Here is a 19,956-nt window from a genome sequence, read left to right as displayed (position 1 = left end):
TTCCATGATAGATTCCTTATTAAATTAATTGTTGATACGTTGATAACTGATGATCTGAGTAAACGGCATAAAAAAACCACGCTTTTAAGCGTGGTTTAATGTGTGGTGATAAGACAGTTAGGCCAGCATACGTAGTGACTCTTCTAAGCCTTTTTGTTTAAGCTTAGCGCCAGCGCCAAACCAAGCGGAATTTAAGCGATTATCCGTGTTCATCGCACGGCGTTCATGATCCACGTACTCAGTGATACTACAAAGTAGACCATAAGCGGTGTCTTTGGCAGCATCGAGATCCGCTCCGCGTCCCTGACCGTTAAACATAGTCATCACCTTATTCATCGCTTTGGCATTAGGAACTGCGTCTTTTTCCTTCTTAGCGCTGTTAAACAAGATAATGTCATTGTCTTGATCGTTAAACACACGGCTCAGATAGTTAGCCGCTTCTGCTTGCGTGACACGGCGCTCGGATAACTGCTTCATCTCATAGATGTGCTCATCCCACTGCTTAACCGACACGCCCAATTGCTGCTTAACCTTGTCAGCATCAAACGAGGTAGAGTGCGGTACTTTCACCACACCGCCGCTACCATCAGCGAGGCTTACCGCGAGCGTGTTATTACACACCACACGAATATTAGTAAACTGCGCCGTGGTCGCAAGCGTACCATCACAAGCGGTTGCTAGTAACAAATAGCCGTGACTGACATCACCGCCACGTAAAGACGCTGATTGACCTGTACGTGCCAATGCCCACAGCTTACGGCCACCCTTTAGCACCCCTGCCGTTTCAAGCTCAAAGTGCGATTGCTCAGTGAGATCACGATAGAACTCTAGGATCTCTTCAGGTTGTACTTCTTGATAGCGCTGACTGACTACGGATAATGGATCAAAGGTATCTGAGCGATACAAGACCTTTTGCTCAGCAAAGGGCAAGATAAGGTTATGCCCTCGATCGTTCTCAGCCATGAAATTGACGTCTGACGATTCAATACGCCAATCCATACCTGCCTCACGCGCCCATACCTCAAGCGGCTGCTTAGGGGATAGCTCACTACCAAGGCCATGCCAAGGGGTGTCGCCAACGTATGCCATACTCTCGATTAAATGTGCCATGATAATTTTCCTTTTGTATTATGATTAAATTGAGTTTAAGTAAATGAGTGAAAGGTAGTGAAGACATGCGAGCAGTCATCACAGCGATATTGCTTATTGACCAGCATTGGCAGCGCTTGATGAGACTGAGTGATCTCAATAAGCGCTGCTACCGTTGTTCCTGCAACCACACCGATAGCAGGATGTACTTTAAGTGTTTTGCAAAGACTAACGCCAAGGCTGACTAATACCGCAGGGGATAACAGCTGATCAATAAGGTTGATTTGACTACCATCAGTCATCTCGTAGACCAAAGATGACTCACAGCTAGGACACAGGGTTTTCATATATACTCCTAAATTTGCGCATAAAAAAGGCCTGCTAAAAAGCAGACCTTATTGGCTGAAGTCACGTACACACAAACAGGCTGTACGTACTCTCATGGTAATAGTATATATCTGAGATTATTTTGATATGGGTTATAGTCCTCGGCGCTTTTCTGTGCGGTATTGACCATGTGCAAAGGTGTTCATGTTTGGAAGCCATACTTTTAATTTTTGGTCATACTTGCTTGGTTGCGTCAGGTAACACGACGTTCTAAGAGCGTTGTTAACTTCCTGTTCGTTATCCTGATGAATCATGCCGATACCTAATTTACCGTTTCGCTCATACCCCTGCTTAGTCTTTTTATTGTGGTAGTTATAGCACTCGCCTAGACCACCAGTAATGACCTTCCACTTTTCACCAACCTCTTTTGCGATATACCAATCATTTTGTCTCTTATTACCGTCATATATCAGCAACAAATGACAATGTAATCCGCCCTCGATGCCACCATGCTCTAAAGCCCAAGCGTAGCCCTGCAAATCTTCAAAGCACGTTTCCTCATTACCGATAAGATCTCGGAATTTGCTCATGTGATGATAAAAATCTTCAATGCTAACAAGGTGGCTTGTTTCTTTGGCGTACTTTAGGTCGATACGTACAAAGAGCAGTCTTTTGTAATGATGAATCAGATGGCGTACATATTTTTCGAGTGTCCTCTTATTTTTAGACTCCTGATAACTAAACACACTACGTTCACGCTTAATATCTTTTTTATAGTATGACAGTGTTTTAATAAGACGCTGTGTTTTATCGTAATCCCAAATGACATCTTCTGGATATTGATCACCAACGATATATTGCGTACTGCGAAAGAAAGCTTCAATGGGCACCGAGTAAATCAATCCATTGTCACCCTCATAGTAATACATGAACGGATGATACAAATCGTTCAGCTCATCTATTATCAGGTCAAATCTCAATTCATTAGAAATGATATCGATTACCAGTTGGTGAACTTTAGTTAATAAGTTACTTTGATTGAGGTTAATGTTTTGCATGGTATTTCTCCTATGTGGTTTGTCTTGCACATAGTAGAGCTACATCATATTTTTTTATTCTGTCTACTGGTGGTTTAGTGAGGAGATAGTCAGTGTGGTAACGCTGCGCTATATAATAATATCAATAACCGGTTAGTGGCACTTACCAATACTGCGGAGATATCGGCGTTACATTATCCTCAATTGTAGGAATCTTGGGTTATATTGATATTTTTTGAGTGAATGGAGTTAGCTGATAGAGAAAATTTAATGTACTGTCAGTATGAACAGATATTATTACCAACGTTAAATCTAGTGAGAATACGAAGATATATTAAATATATGCTAATTTTTGTATCTTAGCTCAATAAATACTTGTACTTTAGTACTCATTTATACACTATAATAATAATCTAATACTATCTTAATAATACGAGAATATAACTATAATATCACGCGTGATAAATTAAGGATTATATATGTTAAAGGAAGAATTAAGAAGAAAGCCTTTAAGAGATAAAATAGATGACTTATCAGAAGATCAAGCACATTTTGTGTTGCTAAGTGTATTTTACAGCGGAGATAAATCACGTTATATATCTGAAGATCCAAACCGCTATGCGAGTAAATGCAAGGAAGAACTTTTAAAGAGAACACGTAAGGACGATAAGATAGATACAGTAATTAGCTTTATTGATAATCTCAATACGCTATATTTAGAAAAATATGAGCTTAAATGGCTAGAAGGTAACGAAAGAGAACAGATATTTGTCTACAATTATCTGGTTGGAAATAATATGATATCGCCAAGCCGTTTTGGTATAAGTCGTAAAAAAGATATTAAAGACACAGTTCATAATATTTTAAATAATCTGATAAAAGGATTAAATAATCGAGAAAATGTTATTTCCGATTTAGACTTTAAAAAAGACGTAGTTGAAGTTACTCAAAAGGTATGGCATGTTTTAGAAGCTAACGATAATTACTCTAAATGGTTAAAAAAAGCTGATCTAGATTGGGTACGTAATTATTTAGTGGAAAAGAATTTATATAGATATGACGTAGAAAATTATGTTGGTAATAACAATCGAGAGCTACGTTTATTAGCATCATTGGATGCTATAGACATAAAGCAAGGACAAAGTTATACGCACTCTCCAAGTAAAACAATTATTATCGATAAAATGAAGAGAGCTTGGAGCCAGCAAAAGTATCGCGATGCTGGCAAAACAAAGAAACCGTATCATCTACCATTGACAAAAAAGACCAAAGCTAGGTTAGAGAAGATGGCAGAGGTAGAAGGACTGTCAGAGACAGCCATGCTTGATCATTTGATTAATATGTCTTACGAAATTGACTATACAGATAAAAATGGCAAAGACTTATACTAATCATTATCGATATACTCTTGTATCTCATCAGCTGTGATGCCTCGCTCTAATAGCGCTTTAATCAGATCTTGCTTATCAGCATTTTGTAAAACGTTTAGTTGCTTACTTATCAGTGACTGCTCAATCTGCTGCCGCGCTGTTTGAAAGTCTACAACTTCGCCTTTGTCTCTTAGTAAGTCTAAAAAGTCAGCCCAAACCTGCATGATCTTACGGCGCTCTTCTAAATGCTGAGCATGGTTATAAACCGCGCGTATGTTACTTTTTTTGTCATGTGCCATCTGTTTTTCAATCGCGTCGCCCATGTAGCCAAGCTCGTTAAGATTGGTTGAGGCGATGTGACGAAAGCCGTGACCTGTCTGCTTACCAGCATAGCCTAGAATATCTAGCGCGTTATTAATAAACTCCTCACTATACGGCTGATGCATACCCGTATGATAGAACACATATTCATATTGTCCTGTGATGGGTTTCATCTCCTCTAGTACTGCTAGCATCTGATCTGACAACGGTACAACGTGCTTACGTGCAATTTTAAGGTTATCGATATCAACACGCCATAAACGGTTGGCAAAGTCGATATGCGCCCATTTCATCATACGTAGTTCAATGGTGCGGCAAAATGAGTACGCTAAAAACTTCATACCTAAGCGGGTTTGGTCATGACCATGATAATTCTCAATAGCTTGGAGTAGGGCAGGCAGCTCATGGATATCTACATGCTTCATGTGCTGACTTTTGGCTTTAGGATAGAGTGCTTTTAGATCATCGATTGGATTTTGCTCAATGATGCGTTCGCGTTTGGCACGTCTTAAGACATTAGCCACCAGATCGATAGTGCGTCTGGTTACCTCGCGTGGCGGCTCACCGTCTTTGTTCACACGCTTTTCGATCTCATCTGCCATTGATCGACAATCCTCAAAGCTTACATCTTTTAGTGCAATGCCTTCAAAGTGGGGCAACACGTCTTTATGCATACGGTTATAGTCTTGCTGATAGGTACGTGGCTTGACGTTACGCTGACGTTCAGCGAGCCAGTCTAACGCATAATCATTGAATTTTTGTGCATGAACATTATTGAGCCTATCTTGACGCTTTTTATTTTTTGGATCGATACCATCTGCTAGTAGCGCTTTAATCTCAGTATTGGCTTGTCTGGCTTCAGCGAGTGACATGATGGGGTAAGTGCCAAGTGTGAGGCGTGTCTGCTTACCATCAAAGCGATAAGCGCTTATCCATGTTTTTGTGCTTGTGCTACGGACTAAAAGCTGTAGCCCATACTGATCACTATATTTGTCAGGACGTGAAGGCGTACATTTTTCACTTGGTTTGAGCTTGCGGATTTTGCTATCGCTTAACATGTTGGTCTACTCCCTATGCTTCCAAGCCTTGTAATTCAAGCGTTACAAATATAACGTTGGTCTAAAGCTGAATTATAAAGCCTAAATGTTGGTCTTTTTGAGGTCTAATGAAATCATAGACCAACAGATAGACCAACACAAGCCACGGGATAGGTGGGTTATATTCGGATAGATTGGGAAAACACTAGACATAAAAAAAACGCTAGACGCGTTATTTATAAAGGGTTACAGAGGTATATGGGAGTGTTTAGGACAAGGTGGGAAAAGGAGTGTTTTATAAGATTGGCGGTGAAGGAGGGATTCGAACCCTCGATACGCTATGAACGTATACACACTTTCCAGGCGTGCGGTTTCAGCCACTCACCCACTTCACCGTTTAGACAGACCGCATTGCATTTGCACGATACTGATTTTTGAACGGCTAAGTATAGCGGATACCATTTAAAATGTCACGACTTACGCCTTATCTTTCTTTATTACTAAGCCCCTGCTAGGATACACATACGTAATGACAAGCAAAGATGGTTGAAAGTTGAATGATAAGTTTTGGCAAGCATAAAAGTGGTGTTAAAAACAGTATAGTCATGACAGTGCTCACTGTCGTTATAGGGTTGTCGTCGGCACAAGCGGATGACTTTACTCAGTGTAGCCAGTCTTTCTATGGCGGTATTTATCCAGAGTTTACCAACACCAAGCTCAGCAATAACACCCAAGCATTATGCATGGATGGTTTTGCCGTTATGTATTCTGGCGTATCACGTACACCGCTATGGTCAGCAGAGTATTTGGATCGCAAGCGGCTACGACAAGCCAAAGAAATCGATCGTGAAGACAGCTTTCATGAAGAGAGTAGGCTACCCAAATCAGCTCGTGCCTCATTGTCTGACTATTCAGGCTCTGGCTATGATCGAGGGCACTTAGCGCCCAATGCCAATATGGCCACTCGAAGTCAGCAATACGATAGTTTTAGTTTGGCCAATATCGCCCCCCAGTCACCACGTAATAATCGCTATATTTGGCGTAATATCGAGTCCGCCACCCGTTATTTGACCCAGCAGTACGGTGAGGTTTATACCATCACAGGAGTCGCATTCACAGGCAAAAAGACCAAGCAACTTGCCAAGCGCGTGTTGGTACCCAGTCATTTTTTTAAAGCCGTCTATATTCCAGCGACCAATCAAGCAGGCGTGTATTACGCGCCCAATGATGAGTCTGAGCGGATAGACGTCATTAGTCTAGATGAGCTAACGGCTGAAATCGGCATTGATGTTTTGCCTGTGCTGGACTCACAAACCAAATCGCAAGCGTTTGATTTACCATTGAAGGCAGGTGACAGCTCAGATTTGCCTGATGAGCCGGTAGAAGAGCCTACATGGATGTTGTTTGTTTGGGCTATACTTGAGTGGTTATTGGCACAATTGCAGGCATAAAGGCTGGTTTTTTAGGAAACATGCCTACTGTTAAGACTAAGCATGTGTCTAGAAGTGTTCTCTATTGAAATATCACGTGAGATGCTGTTAATAAGAAAAGGAACAATAAAATGATTGAACCATTTGCCAACAACCACCAAAGTATGCAAATTGGTGAGCTGGTCATTGAAAATCAGCAAGATAAAATTATTATTTATGGTGATATTGATGTGACGTTAGATGAGTCTGGATATCAGCAAGCCCAGCAGCTGCATGAGCTAACGACCAAAATTATGCAGGCCTTTGACAAAGATAGTCTTTATAGCACTAGCGCGGTAAAGTCAAAAGAAAATGATGACCAATCGGGCGAAAATATTGACAATCCCTTCCTGTAACTCTTTGATATAGTTTTGTTTTTATAGAAATAATAAAGTATAAAAAAATTACTAGGCAAAATCCAAAAATTGCTTATAATGGGTCAAGACATCGCTTATGTCGCTTAAATCTTTAAACAAAAGCTTATGAGCAATTGCAACCTTGGTATTAGTTAATACAAACAGTTAGACAGTATCAACTCGTAAACCTCATAATAAAAGATGCTAGCAAAGGATAAGCATAGAACATCAGAAACATAACGTTTCGATTAATCATTGTATGAAGGGAGTCAATCTATGAAATTATTTACTAAAACTGCTCTAGCTGCTGTTGGTATCAGTATGGCCACTATGGCATTTGCTGCTGACCCATTGCACAATACTACATGGCAGACGTTTGATGAAGGTAAGCCAAAAGGTACGGTTAAAATCACTGAGTCTAACGGTGTATTGACTGGTACGCTTATCGCTACTAACTCTGCTAAAGGTAAAAAGCACGTTGGTATGACTGTCATCAAAGGTCTAAAAGCTGATGGCGGTGGTAAATACAGCGGTGGTACGATTACTGATCCAGAAAAAGGCAAAGACTATCGTATGACGGCTAACCTAAGCGGCAACACTTTGAAGCTAAAAGGCTATATTGGTCCATTCTCACGTAGCCAAGAGTGGAAAAAGAAATAAGCTGATGGCTTATTTTGATTATCAAGTCTAATCTTGATAAATAAAAAATCCCGCATTACCGAAAGGTTTTGCGGGATTTTTAGTGGGTAAGGTTTATAAAGGTGATACTGTTATTAAGACCTTACCCTTGTCAGAAACTATGACGCTGCTAAAAACTAATGTAGAGCTGATTCAGCTCAATAAGAGGGTGGTACTGCTGGAATGAGTTTTTCGAAGCCTCTGTAGTGCGAAGCGCACAGCAAGCGAGAAAAATTTATACCAGCAGGACGCTAATAAAAATATGTTCCTTTTATATCGAACTGACTCTAGTAATGAAAGTGAATACAAGTAGCATATTTGCTAGGCTAAGCCAGTAAAGCTGGCAAGATGAATGCTGCTACTTGTATGTCTGATTCTGGTTTTATATCACAAACTCTGGATACGCTTCCATACCACACTCTGCTATATCAGCACCTTCATACTCATCTTCTTCAGAGATACGCAGACCTATGGTTAGTTTGATGACTGACCAAACCATCAAGCTGGCGATGAACACCCAAGCGAATATGGTGGCTGCCCCAGCGATTTGACCTAAGAAAGTCGCTGCTGGATTGGTGATTGGGACAATTAATAAACCGAATAGACCAACGACGCCATGAACAGAGATTGCACCCACTGGGTCATCTATTTTTATTTTATCTAATGCTAAGATAGACAGTACCACGATGGCGCCAGCGATTAGACCGAAAATGGTAGCCTGCAGTGCAGATGGCGTAGAAGGCTCGGCAGTGATGGCAACCAGTCCTGCGAGTGCACCGTTTAATAACATGGTCAAATCGGCCTTGCCAAAAATCAAACGTGCCAATAATAGTGCGCCGATGGCACCGCCTGCCGCTGCTGCATTGGTATTTAAAAACACCATGGCAACTGAATTGGCACTGGCAATATCACCTAGTTTCAGCACCGAACCACCATTGAAGCCAAACCAGCCCATCCATAGGATTAATGTCCCAAGTGCTGCCAATGGCAGGTTCGCACCCGGAATCGCACGTATCTCGCCCTTCGGTCCATATTTGCCTTTACGCGCGCCTAATAGTAGTACGCCTGCCAAAGCCGCTGCCGCTCCTGCCATGTGAACGATGCCAGAGCCAGCAAAATCAGAGAATCCTAAATCGCTCAGATTATATAGGCCAAAGACATCATTACCACCCCATGTCCAGCTGCCTTCCAATGGATAAATCACCCCAGTCATGACTACCGCAAATAATAAAAATGACCATAGCTTCATACGTTCAGCCACGGCTCCTGAGACGATAGACATACAGGTCGCGACGAATACCACTTGAAAGAAAAAATCAGAGGCAGCTGAGTAGACTGAGTCACCGCCAAAGCCGTTCTCCGCAGAGGCTGCTAACGCGTCTTCTACCAGTGTCTCACCACCAGCGATGCCGCTTAAAAATAACTCACCACCATACATAATGGCATAGCCACATATCATATACATGGTACAGGCGGTGGCAAATAAGGCGATATTTTTGGTTAAGATTTCAACGGTGTTTTTTGAGCGGACAAGGCCGGCTTCCAGCATGGTAAAGCCTGCTGCCATCCACATGACGAGTGCGCCACACATTAAAAAATAAAACGTATCAAGTGCGTACTGGAGCTCAAAGATTTGGTTTTGCATGTTAATTCCCCCTTGAATTGATGCAATAGTAAAGCTGTCGGCGTGACCTATAACACTGTGTTTATAGGCAGGTTTGGCGCTTTAGATAGCGTCAGGACCAGTCTCACCCGTACGAATACGAATGACTTGCTCGAGTGCGGTGACAAAGATTTTGCCATCACCAATTTTGCCGGTACTAGCAATGCGAGTGATTGCTTCGATAGCAGGTTCGACCATCTCATCGATGACCGCCACTTCGACTTTTACTTTAGGTAAGAAGTCCACCACGTATTCTGCGCCGCGATAGAGCTCTGTATGGCCTTTTTGGCGACCGAAACCTTTAACTTCAGTGACGGTAACGCCTTTGACACCGATGTCAGAAAGCGCTTCACGTACATCATCGAGCTTAAACGGTTTTAAGATCGCAGTGATTAGCTTCATAAAAAATTCCTTATTTGTGTGATGCCGCAGGTTGATAGAGGCATTGTGGTGCATCGTACCGCTGCCATGCTTACTATCAGTCATTCAAGAACTGTGCCAAATCTACTCAAGGGGGTAGGTAGGAGTGGACTCATTTATTCAAAAACAACCAAAGCAAAGGGGGAGTAATAACGATTGTACTATTATGATAAAACCGTCCTTACTCACATAAACAACGTGATTCAACCTTTGACGTTAAACCAGCGAAAACTTTATTATAACCAACTTTTTAGGTGCTTGGGGAGGCTATCCATTTATTTCATGTGATGATTTGCTAAATTGATTTGATAGATAGCAAGGTGTCGCAATGGATAAAGGAGAGGAGTAGAAGAATCATTAGAGAGCGCAGGCGGGGTTAAGTAGCACTAGGCGGCAGAGTAAGTATGGTACTGGTTCGTGCTTATGTTTGTGCTCTGCGCCTATAGGAATCGTGCCGGCTATATAGACTATGGACTGGATGGTAGATTGAGACCTATGCTTTTGGGAATAAAAGATAAGGCGTTTTAGTGCTGCCCAGCAGCTTTTCGGTATCGCTGCCTTGTAAGAGCTCACGAAGACGAGATTGGCCAAAAGCACCGGTCATTAGTAGACCGATGTCGTTTTCATTTTGATAATAATTTAAGGCTGCAGTGACATCGCGGCAGTCCAACAGTGTTTTTTTGGATTTAATCCCTGCTTGCTTGAGTTTGGCATACGCTTCACGCAGTGCATCGCAGTTATCAGAGGTTTCTTTGCCTACCATGACGATATGCACAGTTAGCGCCCGAATCAGCGGTGTTTTACAGAGCCAATTAAGCAGCTTATGCGAGGTGGGACTGTTGTCGAAAGCAAATAAAGCGCTCGTAGGGGGCAAAAATGGTGCATGAGTCACCAAAATGGGGCAGAGACTGACTCTAATCAGCTGGCTCAGTGTCGACTTACAAGTAACCTTGTGACCGATAACGATTAGTTGCGCTTTATCATCGACATAATCGATACTTTCATTGAGGTTCTCATGCCGATGCAGGGTATAGGTTTTTAGTTTCTGTCGCTGCTGTTCGCAGTAGGTTGTCGCCTGATGTAGCAACAGCTTGCCTTGAGCTTTCAGCTCGCAGTTACTCAAGTGCTCTTTAGTCGTGAATTGCTCGAGCAGCATGTTTTCATCATCGATATTTAGACAGCCAGAATAGTCCACCGCTGCTTTTTGCTGCAAACTTGGAACAGAGTGTAATAGTCCAATAGGGGCTTGCAGGCGAGTCGCTGCCCACATGCTGGCTTCTAACACCGCTTGCACATGGTCAGGGCAGTCCAAGCAGGCAATCACACTATCTGGTTTCAAATTACTCATAAGACCACCACATTATCCAATAATAAAAAATACAGCTGCTTGGCTCAAAGAGAGGGCAGTAATACTGAAGCCCAATCCTCTTTACCAATGCAGCTGTTTATTAAACTATCTATTCAACTGTTTAATGATAAGCCATCTGTTCACATACACATGGTTTCTAAGTCATGTTTTTATAAACAATCAAGCCGATGCGCCTTTGCTTAATCCAATAGGCCAATATCTCGGCGGTCGTGGATAGAAAAGCGATCAATCAGGGTTCGACTCGCATTGTTGAGTCCGACCACTTTGACATCAATGCCTTCTCGTTGCAAGCGCATGACCAGCTTATCCAAGGTGTCCACGGCGCTAACGTCCCAGAAATGCGCTTGGCTGACATCAATTTGAATGCTGTCCAAGGCTTCTTTGGTATCGAAGCTTTGCAAGAACTGAGTGGTAGAAGCAAAGAACACTTGCCCCTGTACGTAGTAATAGCGGGTGTTGCTGCTGTCGTCATACTCACTAAAGATAGTTAGGAACTGACCAATCTTATTGGCAAATGCCAGAGCCGATAGTAGAACACCGACGCCCACACCATAAGCTAGGTTGTGCGTAAATACGGTGGTCAAAACCGTCGCTAACATGACGATGTTGAATGACATCGGATGGGTTTTAAACTCGCGGATAGACTGCCAGTTAAAAGTACCAATAGAGACCATAATCATCACCGCCACCAGTGCGGCCATCGGTATCAGGCTGACCCAATCACTTAAGAACACCACCATGATAAGCAACACCACACCGGCGATGAGCGTTGATAAACGCGTACGTCCACCAGACTTGACGTTGATCATCGACTGACCAATCATCGCACAACCTGCCATACCACCAAAGAAACCTGACACCACGTTGGCCATACCTTGACCTCGGCATTCTTTATTCTTATCACTTGGGGTATCGGTCAATTCATCAACGATCGTCGCCGTCATCATCGACTCTAACAAGCCAACAATGGCAAGCGCGATAGAGTATGGGGCAATAATCAGTAAGGTGTTTAGGTTTAATGGAATATCAGGCAACAAAAACACCGGTAATGAATCTGGCAGATCACCCATGCTACCGACGTTACGAATATCAAGGTTCATATACATCGCCACAGCGGTCAAGCCAACGATACAAATAAGTGGTGAAGGTATGATGCGCCCAATTTTAGGAATCAGTGGAAACAAATAGATAATCGCCAAGCCGGCGGCCGTCATAATATAAACCGTCATGCCGACACGCTCGGTCATCGGGTTAAGCTCAGGCAGCTGAGCGGCAAATATCAATATCGCTAAGGCATTGACGAAGCCAATGACAACAGAGCGTGAGACAAAGCGCATCAAATTACCGAGCTTAAAAATACCCATCACAATTTGAATACCACCGCACAATAAAGTTGCAGCCAATAAATACTGCAAACCATGTTCGGCGACCAAATCGACCATGACTAGCGCCATCGCTCCAGTTGCTGCCGAAATCATGCCTGGGCGACCACCGACGAAACTGATGACGACTGCGATACAAAATGAGGCATACAGGCCGACCTTTGGGTCAACACCTGCGATAATAGAAAAGGCAATGGCTTCAGGAATCAGCGCTAGGGCAACGACCAAACCTGACAAAACGTCACCACGAACATTGGAAAACCACTCGTCACGTAAGTTATCAATAAAAGATGTCATAAGTAAACTGCATAGGGTTAGAGGCAAAAAAAGTAATCATTACTCATTTATAAAATGATCGCGTCGCTATAAAGATAGCTATTCATCTTTCTTTTATCACAACAGGCACTGGGTCATGTTGAGGTATTGAATTATTAAACGTCAGTAATCATTAGGTCTACTGATTTACTTACTGGTATCACTAATACGCTCACCAATAATAAATATGATGATAAATTCAGTGAGATTACCTAAAAAAAATGTTTAAAGTAGGCTGCTTAAAGTAGTGTGTCGAAAATAGCACCTACAATAACGAATAGAGTCAGCAATGATTTGCTGCGGTAGAAGGCGATAAATAATCTGTCAAAAAACACGCTGGTCTGACATCGCATGACCACAACACCAATCGTTGCAAAAGAGACGTGACAATCACACGCGAATAGCACGTAAACGGTGACAACATGCTAAACTAAAGTGCTTGGGTCAATACCCAGTCACCTACAGATTAGGGCAGCTATTATAGCATTAGCTACTCAATATAAAAACAGGCGCATCATAGCATAAAGTCATAAAATACCAGTACCGAAATCTGAGTGATACCATTATGCTGCTGCTCATGTTTTTGGCTGACTTTGTATGATATTGATAGGCGCATTGCTTGATGCGATTTGCGTGCTATATGGCGTTTTTATATTATAATTTTCTCATTTTATAAACAGCATGTTTGTCTAACAGAAGGAATAGATATGACCACCAACACTGCAACAGATGCCTTACTTCATAAAGGCAGTGGTCTACAAGTCGTGGTCGGTTTGGGACAATCTGGGCTATCCGTTGCGCGCTATTTGGCCAATCAAGGCTATCAGGTCGCAGTGACTGACGCTCAGGCTGCTCCGAGCTTAGCAGATCAGTTGCCAGCTGAGATTAATATTCGCCAATTTGGCGCGATTGATGCCGAACTATTGCAACAAGCGGCACGTATTATTATCAGCCCAGGTATCTCTCTTGCGACCCCAGCCGTTGCTGCTGCCCGTCAAGCCGGTATTCCAGTGGTCAGTGATATTCAGCTTTTTTGTGACGCTTGCACCGTACCGATAGTAGCGATTACTGGCTCTAATGCGAAAAGTACCGTGACCACATTGGTCGGAAAAATGGCTGAGGATGCCGGTATCAATGTCGGTGTCGGTGGCAATATCGGCGTACCTGCGTTGACGCTACTGGATAATACGGAGATGGAGCTGGCTGTGCTTGAGTTGTCGAGTTTTCAGTTAGAAACGGTCAGCAATTTGGGCGCGCAAGTGGCAACTGTGCTGAATATGTCACCCGACCATTTAGACCGTCACGGCGATATGCTCGGCTATCATCAAGCCAAACATCGTATCTTTCAAGGTGCCAAATCCGTTGTGATCAATCGTGAAGATGCATTGACGCGGCCACTGGTGGCTGATAACTTACCAAGAGTCAGCACGGGCATTCATGCCCCTGATAAAGGTCAATATGGTCTCATCACTGACCCTGAAGGCCAGACTTATCTCGCTCGCGGTACAGAACGCCTACTATCGGCAGACAAACTGTTGATTAAAGGTCGTCATAATTTGCTCAATGCACAGGCGGCCTTGGCATTGGGTGAACTGGCCGGCTTGCCACTAGATAGTATGTTAAATACGTTGCAGCAGTTCACTGGACTGGCGCATCGCTGCGAATATGTCGCAAACACCGCTGGTATTGATTATTTTAATGACTCTAAGGGCACCAACATCGGCTCGACCATGGCTGCTATCGAAGGACTGGGTGCGGTCTATGCACCAAAAGACGGTAAGCTGTTATTGATTTTGGGTGGGCAAGGTAAAGGTCAAGAATTTGGCGAGCTGACGCCATTTATCAATCAGTATGTCAGCCAAGTACTGTTTATTGGTGAAGATGCGCAGCTGATTGAACAACACCTGCGAGCCGCGAAGATAAGTGCTGACGTGGCGCTACACCAGTGCCAAACCTTAGAAAATGCTTTTGCCACGGTAGCACAAGTGACATCAAGTAGTCTCTCGCAAGTACAAGCTGTGTTACTGTCACCTGCCTGTGCCAGTTTCGATCAATACAGTGGTTATGCTGCTCGCGGTGAACATTTTAGTCAGTTGGTCAGTCAATTAGAAAGCGTACCGTTAGAGAGTATTGCCAGTCATTAAATAGGTGAACCCTTGGCTGTTTTGATGGCGGACAGTAGCCACTGTCAATTAATCGCGTATTATGTCATTGGTATTTAAATTGATGCGCGTATTTTCTTGATAAATGATTGTTTTGCTTATGGATTGCTGCTACTGTCAATCATAGCCAGTCAGCCAAATCATATGACCACCTATTTACTCATATTTTTTTTAGTGATTGCCAACGATTACTCGCGGATTGGCATTATCTATTTTAAGTTTTCAAACGGTGGCGTTTCATGAACGCCGTGTTTTTTCGTTCGTTAGTGTATATAAAATTATGGCGCTCTCTTCTTTTTTTCGTTCTTCGTCCCAGACCCCATCCAAGCAAGTCTCTGGCTCCGATGGCATTCTTTCTATGCCGTCAGCACGCGCCGTTTTAATATCGAGCGTCGGCTGCATGTTGGTGCTCAGTTTATTGATGGTGGCATCTGCTTCTATTCCTTTTGCGCTCAGTCGCGGTATGACGGAGCTGCATTTTTTTAGAAACCAGCTACTGTATATGATAATCGGGCTGGTTATCGCGGCTATCCCTTATTATAGTGTGTCTTTGCGACGACTGTATAAGACGGAAACCCAGTTTATACTGTTGGGTATTACCGGCATATTATTGGTAGCGACCCTGTTTAGTACACCCATTAACGGATCCAAGCGCTGGTTGAATTTGGGCGTGCTCAATTTTCAGGTGGCAGAGCTTGCAAAGCTGGTGATGATTGTCTTCGTATCTGACTTTGTGGTGCGTCGATCTTTTGAAGTTCGTAATGGCTTAGATGGTTTTTTGCGGATTATGTTGGTGGTAGCGCTCATCACTATTTTGCTGTTATCGCAGCCAGATTTTGGTTCATTTGTCGTTATTTTGGGTACCATCTTCGCGATTTTTTATATCGCTGGGGCACCTTATAAGCATTTCGTCGCATTGGCCGCCGCCGCCGTTGGTGGTGCAGTGCTCATGGTGACAACAGCGCAATATCGCTTAGTACGTGTGATGTCGTTCATGGATCCGTTCGATGATGTACAAGATACTGATTATCAGTTGGCGCGTAGTCTGATTGCCTTTGGTCGTGGTCAGTTTACCGGTGTCGGTTATGGTGAAAGTGTGCAGAAACTCTCGCATTTACCAGAAGCACATACGGATTTTTTATTAGCCATTACCGGTGAGGAGCTGGGCTTTGTTGGGGTCACCATGGTATTGGTGCTCGAAGCGCTGATTATCGGTAGTGCGATGCGTATTAGTTACAATGCGCTAAAACGTCGGCAAATGCGTATGAGTTATACCGCTTTCGGTATTGGCGTGGTATTTATCGCGCAGACCATCATTAACGCCGCTATGAATATGGGTGCCATTCCGACTAAAGGTCTGACCATGCCATTCTTTAGTTATGGTGGTTCATCCATGCTGATTAGCTTGGTAATGGTAGCGCTATTATTAAAGATATATAAAGAGAGCCCTGAGATTGAAAAAAGCCAGTGCCGTTATTATTAACAACTACTAACAACGTAAATGCCATTAACCGACGCAGTGAATAGTAGTCGGTAGCGGTAGCCTCTAAAACAGCGTTGAAGCAGTAAGCATCGAAAGAAAGATGAGAAAGACTGTCTAAACGAAAAGCGTCGCTATTATGAGTGGCGCTTTTTGCTTTTCACCCCTTCGTTATTGGCTCGTCAGGGTCATCTGTTGCTTGTCTTGTAATGGCGAATTGGCCCACTGCGCAATCGCTTGTTCAAGCATATTAGTAGGGGTGTCTATATCAACGGCAGGCTGCTGCAACAGCTCCAAAGCATGGGCAATGAGCCGACTTGGATCGCGAGTATCAATCGGTTGAGCAAGGTTTTGTTTAGATAACTTTTGACCATCAGGATTACATATTAGAGGCAGGTGATACCAATAGTCGACAGCTGGCAAACGAGCGGCATGCATGATACTAATTTGCGCCGTGGTCATGGGTAAAATATCCAAACCACGCATGATATGCGTCACTTGTTGCAGGCCGTCATCGAGACTGGCAGCCAATATGTAATTAATCATACCATCTTGGCGACGCACCACCATATCGCCTAAAGTCTGTTGAGGGTTGTCCCATTGCAGCCCTTGTATACCGTCATTAAAGCCGATTCTATAATCTGGTAGCTGTATGCGTAGCTTATGCTGCTCTTTGTCAAGCTCAGCTGCGATACATTGGCGTGGATAGCGTTTTCTGTTTGGTAAGTGCTTTTTAGCACCTTCATTTTCATCCAGTTGGTCTTGGTCATGATGCGCCCAGTAGTGCTCCAGGTCTTTACGCGAGCACTGGCAACCATATGTGAGCGGACGTAAGACCGAAGATAAATAATCGTTATAAATATCAATGCGCTCGGACTGATAAATAACGTCGCCATCCCACTGTAAACCAAGTGCTTCTAAATCAATCAAAATCTGCTCAGTAAATTGCCGATCGCAGCGTTCAGTATCGGTATCTTCGATACGCAGCAACCACTTGCCGCCGAGCGACTTGATATGGCAAAAGCTGGCTAGGGCAGTGGTCAATGAGCCAAGATGTAGCTCGCCAGTCGGTGAGGGCGCAAAGCGGCCGATAGGCTGTGAGGGTGTGATTGGAGTTAACATAGGAGTATGGATGGTTGTCAAAGTTAGACTTATCAATAAAAGAATAAGATAGAATAATAAATATATTGGTAAAAAGATATTCATTAAATGCGTCTGTTTTGTGAGTTGTATCGAGAGTAGAGTGCCTAAACGTCAAAAAACACGCTTTAGCGAACAAAAACAGTAATTACCGGTACCGTTATGACTGATTAAAGTGTCGTGCAGATTTTTAAGCACTTAAAAAGCAGCCATCTAAAACGCAACAAGCGACCATATAATGGTCGCTTGTTGCTACAGCCTTATAGATAGACGAGTTGTATCTTGTCTACATAGCTTACCTAGGCGCTTTTATATAAAAGCCTTGGTGTCTAAGTATCTTATTCTTTAGGCACCTTGGTTTTGACGCTCTTTAATTTCAGACAATGTTTTGCAGTCAATACATTGGGTGGCAGTTGGACGTGCTTCTAAACGACGCAGGCCAATCTCGACACCGCAAGTCTCACAAAAACCATAGTCATCATTTTCAATCTCGGCCATAGACTTATCGATTTTGCGAATGAGCTTACGCTCACGGTCACGTGTGCGCAATGCTAGAGCAAACTCTTCTTCTTGAGTGGCGCGATCATTGATGTCTGGCATGGCGCTTGACTCGTCTTGAATATAAGTCTTGGTACGGTCTGCTTCACCAATCAATTGGTTTTTCCAGTCCAATAAAATAGCCTTAAAGTGCTCTAACTGCGCATCAGACATGTATTCTTCGTCCTTGGCTGGCACATAAGGAGTAAACTTCACTTCACTCGGATTCGTGGTCAGGGTGCTCATATGGGTATCCTACTTTTTCAAATTAGTTCAATAAAACGGCTCATCAACAGACAAGACGTCATCAATTTTATAAACGCTATAAGTTGTCCCTTTATAAAACGTTTTACCACTTGGTAACACAAGTAACACAGCTGATTTAATAATATCGTTGTCACAATATACCGATATCGACACATTCATGGTCAGGTATATGGTTATGCATAATTTTATTTAAATGCCATTGTCTTAATAATGCAACAAAACCCTGACAATAAAAACGTAGCTTGTGGTCGAAGTAGCCATCCTAGCTATTATTATTTTGCTTCATATCAAGCTTCATGTTTCAGTCACTATTATAATGAACAAGTTGTATCACTGTTTTTGATAATAATGAAGTGATTTTTAGTACGGACACACACTTTACTTTGCCACCCATTCTAGATCGAATCAAGAAATATTGGCTAAAAGCCTAACATATAAGGGCTGGCATGGACATGTTACCAGTTTTGGCAATAAATCTGGGCATCAAGTATCCAGTCTTTCAACCCAGCTTGCAACCTCTCCATTGTTTGCTAATTGCAACCATCGGTAACCTGGTAGCGCGTTTTGGTCGTACGCAAAGTCATCTTCAAAAGGTTTAAACTGATAACAGGTAGAGGGCGTACTGTATACCGTAACGCCTTGACGGAGACGTACTTGCTCTTGGTGGGTATGACCACTAATAATAACTTTTAAGTGCTCAAATCCTAGCATATGTTGCCAAAAGTCTTCGCTGTTTCTAGCCATATGCGTGTCAATCCAGTCAGAGTCCACTGGAACAATATGATGGTGTAGGGCGATTAATGCGGGCTTATCACAGGTGCTGAGTCTCTCACATAACCAATTGATATCAGTAGGCGTAATCTCGCCTGCGACCTTACCAGAAATGGAGGAGTCTAATAACAACAGCTGCCAGTATTCAGTCTCAATGACATGGCGACTGAGCAAACGTGAATCGGCGGGCTTGGCAATGAGCTCACGTTGAAAAAATGGTAAGTCGCTACCAATTTCATTGGTCACATCATGGTTGCCAGCGATACAAGCAAAGGGAATGCCAGTGGCTTGCAATACCTGAAAGATATGGTCATAAATAGTCGATTGAACAGTATTGACCAAGTCGCCTGTTACCACGATTAAGTCGCAGCGAATATCGGCACTTAATGCTTGCTGAACCACTGTTTCAAAGCTTCTCTGACACAGCATTGCCTCATCAACATCACTGTCTGTCATGGAACTGACGGGCGTCGATAAATGCAAATCAGTAATTTGCAAGATATTTAGCTGCGCATCAGGGGTCGTTATCTTAGTAACAGGATGGCTTGGCATTGGGTCAGTCCCTCATCGAATCAAAACAATGGCAGTTGTTAAGACGAATATGGATAAATGTTATATTGGCAAAGTAGGCTCTCATTAGAGCCTAAGGTCTTGTACTTAAGGTATTATCATTATTAATGCTATTACGGCAAGTTTATAACATAAAGTGAATAAAAGCTCTAGCAGTATTGATGAAATAAAGTTGGATAAAGTATTGATAGTACTC

The 19,956-nt window shown here is 42.9% G+C and carries 17 protein-coding genes and 1 tRNA gene; 6 read left to right on the top strand and 12 right to left on the bottom strand.

The genetic code is table 11. The features are described from left to right. Nucleotides 1-117: 117 nt before the first annotated feature. The 3 genes from QL919_RS03885 to QL919_RS03875 all read right to left on the bottom strand — a co-directional run bounded on the left by QL919_RS03885 (nt 118) and on the right by QL919_RS03875 (nt 2,474). Nucleotides 118-1,110 carry a DUF932 domain-containing protein gene (locus QL919_RS03885; protein WP_290188270.1) on the bottom strand — a complete coding sequence of 331 codons (993 nt, stop codon included), beginning with the start codon at nt 1,108-1,110 and terminating at the stop codon, nt 118-120. A gap of 35 nt (nt 1,111-1,145) precedes the next feature. After that, entirely contained in the window at nt 1,146-1,436 is a 291-nt protein-coding gene (locus QL919_RS03880) for a hypothetical protein (RefSeq protein WP_290188269.1), read from the bottom strand. 132 nt (nt 1,437-1,568) lie between these two features. After that, nucleotides 1,569-2,474 (bottom strand): inovirus-type Gp2 protein, encoded by a 906-nt coding sequence (locus QL919_RS03875; RefSeq protein ID WP_290188268.1) that lies wholly within the window; start codon nt 2,472-2,474, stop codon nt 1,569-1,571. 458 nt (nt 2,475-2,932) lie between these two features. On the opposite strand from QL919_RS03875, the gene QL919_RS03870 reads away from it, so the two are divergent. Then, entirely contained in the window at nt 2,933-3,844 is a 912-nt protein-coding gene (locus QL919_RS03870) for a hypothetical protein (protein ID WP_290188267.1), read from the top strand. Here the strand turns inward: QL919_RS03870 and QL919_RS03865 are convergent. After that, the gene (locus tag QL919_RS03865; protein WP_207990683.1) at nt 3,841-5,202 is read right to left on the bottom strand and encodes an integrase arm-type DNA-binding domain-containing protein; all 1,362 of its coding nucleotides are present in this window, start codon (nt 5,200-5,202) and stop codon (nt 3,841-3,843) included. The two genes, QL919_RS03870 and QL919_RS03865, sit on opposite strands and share 4 nt — an antisense overlap. 283 nt (nt 5,203-5,485) lie before the next feature. Beyond that, nucleotides 5,486-5,576: transfer RNA gene (locus QL919_RS03860), tRNA-Ser, on the bottom strand. Between the two features lie 210 nt (nt 5,577-5,786). Between QL919_RS03860 and QL919_RS03855 the strand changes: the two genes are divergently transcribed. From QL919_RS03855 to QL919_RS03845, 3 genes are all read left to right on the top strand, one after another. Continuing rightward, nucleotides 5,787-6,632: a DNA/RNA non-specific endonuclease gene (locus QL919_RS03855; RefSeq protein ID WP_290188266.1), complete on the top strand. Its 846-nt coding sequence runs from the start codon at nt 5,787-5,789 to the stop codon at nt 6,630-6,632. 110 nt (nt 6,633-6,742) lie between these two features. Further along, on the top strand, nt 6,743-7,006 hold the full coding sequence (locus QL919_RS03850; protein ID WP_290188265.1) for a hypothetical protein: 264 nt from the start codon (nt 6,743-6,745) through the stop codon (nt 7,004-7,006). 276 nt (nt 7,007-7,282) lie between these two features. Next, nucleotides 7,283-7,666, top strand: coding sequence for a DUF2147 domain-containing protein (locus QL919_RS03845; protein WP_290188264.1), 384 nt, complete (start codon nt 7,283-7,285; stop codon nt 7,664-7,666). Nucleotides 7,667-8,066: 400 nt separating this feature from the next. On the opposite strand, the gene QL919_RS03840 is transcribed toward QL919_RS03845, so the two are convergent. The 4 genes from QL919_RS03840 to QL919_RS03825 form a co-directional block, all read right to left on the bottom strand. After that, nucleotides 8,067-9,329, bottom strand: coding sequence for an ammonium transporter (locus tag QL919_RS03840; RefSeq protein WP_290188263.1), 1,263 nt, complete (start codon nt 9,327-9,329; stop codon nt 8,067-8,069). 81 nt (nt 9,330-9,410) lie between these two features. Then, complete coding sequence (locus tag QL919_RS03835; protein WP_010197981.1) at nt 9,411-9,749, bottom strand: P-II family nitrogen regulator; 339 nt, start codon at nt 9,747-9,749, stop codon at nt 9,411-9,413. A 511-nt stretch (nt 9,750-10,260) separates the two neighbouring features. Continuing rightward, the gene (locus QL919_RS03830; protein WP_290188262.1) at nt 10,261-11,115 is read right to left on the bottom strand and encodes a universal stress protein; all 855 of its coding nucleotides are present in this window, start codon (nt 11,113-11,115) and stop codon (nt 10,261-10,263) included. Between the two features lie 200 nt (nt 11,116-11,315). Further along, nucleotides 11,316-12,815, bottom strand: coding sequence for a SulP family inorganic anion transporter (locus tag QL919_RS03825; RefSeq protein ID WP_290188261.1), 1,500 nt, complete (start codon nt 12,813-12,815; stop codon nt 11,316-11,318). Nucleotides 12,816-13,540: 725 nt separating this feature from the next. Between QL919_RS03825 and murD the strand changes: the two genes are divergently transcribed. Then, a complete protein-coding gene (gene murD / locus QL919_RS03820; protein WP_290188260.1) occupies nt 13,541-14,977 on the top strand; it encodes a UDP-N-acetylmuramoyl-L-alanine--D-glutamate ligase in 1,437 nt (478 codons plus the stop codon). A 298-nt stretch (nt 14,978-15,275) separates the two neighbouring features. Further along, a complete protein-coding gene (gene ftsW, locus QL919_RS03815) occupies nt 15,276-16,478 on the top strand; it encodes a putative lipid II flippase FtsW (RefSeq protein ID WP_290188259.1) in 1,203 nt (400 codons plus the stop codon). 168 nt (nt 16,479-16,646) lie between these two features. On the opposite strand, the gene gluQRS is transcribed toward ftsW, so the two are convergent. The 3 genes from gluQRS to QL919_RS03800 form a co-directional block, all read right to left on the bottom strand. Continuing rightward, a complete protein-coding gene (gene gluQRS / locus QL919_RS03810; protein WP_290188258.1) occupies nt 16,647-17,597 on the bottom strand; it encodes a tRNA glutamyl-Q(34) synthetase GluQRS in 951 nt (316 codons plus the stop codon). Between the two features lie 363 nt (nt 17,598-17,960). Beyond that, nucleotides 17,961-18,398, bottom strand: coding sequence for an RNA polymerase-binding protein DksA (gene dksA / locus QL919_RS03805; protein ID WP_290188257.1), 438 nt, complete (start codon nt 18,396-18,398; stop codon nt 17,961-17,963). Between the two features lie 504 nt (nt 18,399-18,902). Continuing rightward, the gene (locus QL919_RS03800; RefSeq protein WP_290188256.1) at nt 18,903-19,742 is read right to left on the bottom strand and encodes a metallophosphoesterase; all 840 of its coding nucleotides are present in this window, start codon (nt 19,740-19,742) and stop codon (nt 18,903-18,905) included. Between the last annotated feature and the right edge of the window lie 214 nt (nt 19,743-19,956).

This window comes from Psychrobacter sp. APC 3426 (genome assembly GCF_030408035.1).
In the GTDB taxonomy this organism is placed as follows: Bacteria; Pseudomonadota; Gammaproteobacteria; order Pseudomonadales; family Moraxellaceae; genus Psychrobacter.
The sequence above is the reverse complement of the archived record's forward strand: the minus strand, read 5'-3'. Positions and strand labels throughout refer to the sequence as shown.

Excerpts from the sequence above, each read along its gene's own strand:
- QL919_RS03885 (WP_290188270.1), bottom strand. The coding sequence starts at position 1,110 with ATGGCACATTTAATCGAGAGTATGGCATACGTTGGCGACACCCCTTGG.
- QL919_RS03880 (WP_290188269.1), bottom strand. The coding sequence starts at position 1,436 with ATGAAAACCCTGTGTCCTAGCTGTGAGTCATCTTTGGTCTACGAGATG.
- QL919_RS03875 (WP_290188268.1), bottom strand. The coding sequence starts at position 2,474 with ATGCAAAACATTAACCTCAATCAAAGTAACTTATTAACTAAAGTTCAC.
- QL919_RS03870 (WP_290188267.1), top strand. The coding sequence starts at position 2,933 with ATGTTAAAGGAAGAATTAAGAAGAAAGCCTTTAAGAGATAAAATAGAT.
- QL919_RS03865 (WP_207990683.1), bottom strand. The coding sequence starts at position 5,202 with ATGTTAAGCGATAGCAAAATCCGCAAGCTCAAACCAAGTGAAAAATGT.
- QL919_RS03855 (WP_290188266.1), top strand. The coding sequence starts at position 5,787 with ATGACAGTGCTCACTGTCGTTATAGGGTTGTCGTCGGCACAAGCGGAT.
- QL919_RS03850 (WP_290188265.1), top strand. The coding sequence starts at position 6,743 with ATGATTGAACCATTTGCCAACAACCACCAAAGTATGCAAATTGGTGAG.
- QL919_RS03845 (WP_290188264.1), top strand. The coding sequence starts at position 7,283 with ATGAAATTATTTACTAAAACTGCTCTAGCTGCTGTTGGTATCAGTATG.
- QL919_RS03840 (WP_290188263.1), bottom strand. The coding sequence starts at position 9,329 with ATGCAAAACCAAATCTTTGAGCTCCAGTACGCACTTGATACGTTTTAT.
- QL919_RS03835 (WP_010197981.1), bottom strand. The coding sequence starts at position 9,749 with ATGAAGCTAATCACTGCGATCTTAAAACCGTTTAAGCTCGATGATGTA.
- QL919_RS03830 (WP_290188262.1), bottom strand. The coding sequence starts at position 11,115 with ATGAGTAATTTGAAACCAGATAGTGTGATTGCCTGCTTGGACTGCCCT.
- QL919_RS03825 (WP_290188261.1), bottom strand. The coding sequence starts at position 12,815 with ATGACATCTTTTATTGATAACTTACGTGACGAGTGGTTTTCCAATGTT.
- murD (WP_290188260.1), top strand. The coding sequence starts at position 13,541 with ATGACCACCAACACTGCAACAGATGCCTTACTTCATAAAGGCAGTGGT.
- ftsW (WP_290188259.1), top strand. The coding sequence starts at position 15,276 with ATGGCGCTCTCTTCTTTTTTTCGTTCTTCGTCCCAGACCCCATCCAAG.
- gluQRS (WP_290188258.1), bottom strand. The coding sequence starts at position 17,597 with ATGTTAACTCCAATCACACCCTCACAGCCTATCGGCCGCTTTGCGCCC.
- dksA (WP_290188257.1), bottom strand. The coding sequence starts at position 18,398 with ATGAGCACCCTGACCACGAATCCGAGTGAAGTGAAGTTTACTCCTTAT.
- QL919_RS03800 (WP_290188256.1), bottom strand. The coding sequence starts at position 19,742 with ATGCCAAGCCATCCTGTTACTAAGATAACGACCCCTGATGCGCAGCTA.